The 2,500-nt window shown below is 56.4% G+C and carries 1 protein-coding gene and 2 rRNA genes (1 of these 3 cut by a window edge); all 3 read left to right on the top strand.

Annotated elements, in window-relative coordinates; genetic code table 11:
• Positions 1–1,523 (top strand): 23S ribosomal RNA (locus tag AX730_RS17605) (it extends 1,356 nt beyond the left edge of the window).
• A gap of 126 nt (positions 1,524–1,649) precedes the next feature.
• A 5S ribosomal RNA gene (gene rrf / locus AX730_RS17600) occupies positions 1,650–1,764 on the top strand.
• A 96-nt stretch (positions 1,765–1,860) separates the two neighbouring features.
• A complete protein-coding gene (locus tag AX730_RS17595; protein WP_083538060.1) occupies positions 1,861–2,499 on the top strand; it encodes a dipeptidase in 639 nt (212 codons plus the stop codon).
• Position 2,500: the final 1 nt, after the last annotated feature.

Here is a 2,500-nt window from a genome sequence, read left to right as displayed (position 1 = left end):
CGATGGGAAGCAGGTTAATATTCCTGCACCTCGCGTGAGTGCGATGGAGGGACGGAGAAGGTTAGGTGTACCGGGCGTTGGTTGTCCCGGGGAAAGGCGGTAGGTTTGGATCTTTGGCAAATCCGGGATCCTTTAAGACCGAGCACCGAGACGAGTCCTTTAGGACGAAGTCACTGATACCACGCTTCCAGGAAAAGCTCCTAAGCTTCAGCTCACGCAGACCGTACCGTAAACCGACACAGGTGGGTAGGATGAGAATTCTCAGGCGCTTGAGAGAACTCGGGTGAAGGAACTAGGCAACATGGCACCGTAACTTCGGGAGAAGGTGCACCCTCTTTGGTGGCCCATGCGGGCTATAGCTGAGGGGGGTCGCAGAAACCAGGCCGCTGCGACTGTTTATCAAAAACACAGCACTCTGCAAACACGAAAGTGGACGTATAGGGTGTGACGCCTGCCCGGTGCTGGAAGGTTAATTGATGGGGTCAGCCGCAAGGCGAAGCTCTTGATCGAAGCCCCAGTAAACGGCGGCCGTAACTATAACGGTCCTAAGGTAGCGAAATTCCTTGTCGGGTAAGTTCCGACCTGCACGAATGGCGTAACGACAGCGGCGCTGTCTCCACCCGAGACTCAGTGAAATTGAAATCGCTGTGAAGATGCAGCGTTCCCGTGGCAAGACGGAAAGACCCCGTGAACCTTTACTATAGCTTTACATTGAACGTTGAGTTCGTCTGTGTAGGATAGGTGGGAGGCTATGAAACCGAGGCGCTAGCTTCGGTGGAGCCAACCTTGAAATACCACCCTGATGTGCTTGACGTTCTAACCTAGGTCCGTAATCCGGATCGGGGACCATGTATGGTGGGTAGTTTGACTGGGGCGGTCTCCTCCCAAAGAGTAACGGAGGAGCTCGAAGGTACGCTCAGCGCGGTCGGACATCGCGCACTGTGTGCAAAGGCATAAGCGTGCTTGACTGCGAGATCGACGGATCAAGCAGGTACGAAAGTAGGACTTAGTGATCCGGTGGTTCTGTATGGAAGGGCCATCGCTCAACGGATAAAAGGTACTCCGGGGATAACAGGCTGATACCGCCCAAGAGTTCATATCGACGGCGGTGTTTGGCACCTCGATGTCGGCTCATCACATCCTGGGGCTGTAGTCGGTCCCAAGGGTATGGCTGTTCGCCATTTAAAGTGGTACGCGAGCTGGGTTCAGAACGTCGTGAGACAGTTCGGTCCCTATCTGCCATGGGCGTTGGAGATTTGAGAGGGGCTGCTCCTAGTACGAGAGGACCGGAGTGGACGAACCTCTGGTGTTCCGGTTGTCACGCCAGTGGCATTGCCGGGTAGCTATGTTCGGAAGCGATAACCGCTGAAAGCATCTAAGCGGGAAGCGCGCCTCAAGATGAGATCTCCCGGGGCACAAGCCCCCTAAAGGAACCATCAAGACTAGGTGGTTGATAGGTCAGGTGTGTAAGTGGGGCAACCCATTGAGCTAACTGATACTAATGATCCGTGTGGCTTGACCATATAACCTCAAGTGGCCTTGGACTCGACGATATCGTCAGAGAAAATCCAATGCCCGCTACGTCACAAGACCCTATGAGAGATTGGCGCCTTAATCCGTTCCTTGGATGGCGACGCTCCAACCCTCTCCCTGGTGAAATTAGCGCTGTGGTCCCACCCGTTCCCATCCCGAACACGGAAGTGAAACGCAGCCGCGCCGATGGTAGTGTGGCTTAAGCCATGCAAGAGTAGGTCATCGCCAGGGGCTTTACCCCAAAACCCCCGTTCGAGAGAACGGGGGTTTTTTCTTGTCTTGCTTTCGCCAACAATCGATCTTTATCTCGCCACGAGGGGGCGATACATGAAGCTCTGTCGATTGATGTTGGTCAGCGCGCTGGCTTCGGGTTTGGTCATTCAGGGCAACGCGGTGGCCGCGACGCCTACGGAAGCACAGCGAGTGCACGCTTCGGCGTTGGTATTGGACACGCATCTGGACACCCCTGCGAATTTCGCTCGACCCGACTGGCGCATTGCGGATGACCACCAGCACGAGGGAGACCTATCGCAGGTAGACCTGCCGCGCATGAAAAGCGGCGGCCTGGATGGTGGCTTCTGGGTGATCTACACGGCGCAAGGGCCGCGCGATGCCGTCGGCAAACGGGCGGCGCGTGATCATGGCCTTGCCCGTTTGGTCGATATCCGTGAAGTGCTTGCAGCAAATACTGGCGACATGGAGCTCGCGTTGAGCGCAGAAGACGCAGAGCGCATCGTACTTTCGGGCAAGCGCGTGGCCTTCATCAGCATGGAGAATGCGGCGCCACTCGCAACCGATCCCACCCTGCTGACCGCGTACCACCGCCTTGGGCTGCGCATGCTTGGCATCACCCATGTACGCAACAACGATTTCGGTGATTCGTCTACCGATCCGGCAGGCGTCGAATGGCATCGACGTCCCCCCGCTTTCAGTAGCGGAACCATTTGGAGTCCGGGGTTACTGTAGC

Origin of the sequence: Pseudoxanthomonas mexicana (assembly GCF_001556105.1) — a bacterium.
Taxonomy (GTDB): Bacteria; Pseudomonadota; Gammaproteobacteria; order Xanthomonadales; family Xanthomonadaceae; genus Pseudoxanthomonas_A; species Pseudoxanthomonas_A mexicana_A.
The sequence above is the reverse complement of the archived record's forward strand: the minus strand, read 5'-3'. Positions and strand labels throughout refer to the sequence as shown.